Annotated in this window: 2 protein-coding genes; both read right to left on the bottom strand. The window is 53.7% G+C overall.

Annotation, left to right across the window (positions count from 1 at the left end; translation table 11 throughout):
• Window positions 1-551: NAD(P)/FAD-dependent oxidoreductase (locus tag RI518_RS07940; protein ID WP_310689837.1), on the bottom strand; the 551-nt coding region annotated here is incomplete at its 3' end.
• Window positions 548-871, bottom strand: coding sequence for a 2Fe-2S iron-sulfur cluster-binding protein (locus RI518_RS07935; protein ID WP_310689836.1), 324 nt, complete (start codon window positions 869-871; stop codon window positions 548-550). The genes RI518_RS07935 and RI518_RS07940, both read right to left, overlap by 4 nt.
• Between the last annotated feature and the right edge of the window lie 266 nt (window positions 872-1,137).

Raw genomic sequence — 1,137 nt, 5'->3', positions numbered from 1 at the left:
GGCATCAGGCGTTCAGCCTGCTGAATCAGAGTTACCTCTACACCTCGTGACCGAAGAGACGCTGCGACTTCTGCACCAATAAAACCTCCACCCACAATCGCTACCCTGGCCGCTTTTTCGAGGTTGGCTCGAAATCTCGTTAAATCCTTGAGGCTTTGCAAATAGTGGATAGCCTTGGCGTCAACTCCCGGTAGGTGCAACTGTCGAGGGGCCATGCCGGTGGCCAGTACTACATGGGAGAAACGCTCAGTGGCGCTGTCCGAGTCTTCCACATCGACGTATTCTCTGGCAGGAGTAACTCGCGTCACACGCGAAGACCAACGGACTTCTATGCGCTGTCGTTGATAAAAATCATTGTCGCGCCGCCAGAAAGTCTCAGGAATTTCTCGCGACGAAAGCGCCCCTTTGGACAACTCCGGCCTTTCGTAGGGCCGGTCCTGCGACTCGTCAAAAAGAACAATTTCACTCTCGAATCCCAACTCCCGTAGCTGCCCTGCAACTTCATCTCCGGCGTGACCGCCACCAATGATCGCAATACGACTGCGCGTCACCTCTGATAGGGCGCCACCGTCACCCTTAAGCCCGCCAATTCCTCGGCCACGATAATTTGACACGACAGGCGGGAGTGGGGCTGGCGTGGATAGGCCGCCTCGTCCAGCATTGCATCTTCTTGGTCAGATGGACCTCCCACTTTTTCCACAAATTCGTCGTCCACGATTACGTGACAGGTCGCGCACTCCATGTGCCCACCGCAAGCTCCGACAATCCCGGGCACCCCGTTCGCCTTCGCCACCTTCATCAATTTCTGCCCGTTTTCAGCCGCCAGGGTTGTGACTGACCCATCGGGTGATTGGAATGTAACGTCGCTCATTGGACTCCTTAAGCAAGATTGGGGTGCTAACGAGAACACCGTTAACTTTAATCAAGTTCTATCTTGTATTATTTGGACCCACAACGCAATACGTGTGTACATCCTCTTCGAGAGTGGGTCAGGTGAGTAAGTCGAATCTTTGGGACGTGCTTCCATCCGCCTTCACGGGAGAAAAAAACCTAACCGAAAGCAGTCAACTATGGATTACTCCGAGCTTCGGGCTCTCTACATCAACTGCACCTTGAAGCGTTCGCCAACTAAATCTC

Origin of the sequence: Pontimonas sp. (assembly GCF_031581085.1) — a bacterium.
Classification (GTDB): Bacteria; Actinomycetota; Actinomycetes; order Actinomycetales; family Microbacteriaceae; genus Pontimonas.
Note: the sequence above shows the minus strand (reverse complement) of the source record. Positions and strands in the feature narration are given on the sequence as shown.

What these genes read in the sequence shown, in the direction of transcription:
- RI518_RS07935 (WP_310689836.1), bottom strand. Translation starts at nt 871, where the DNA reads ATGAGCGACGTTACATTCCAATCACCCGATGGGTCAGTCACAACCCTG.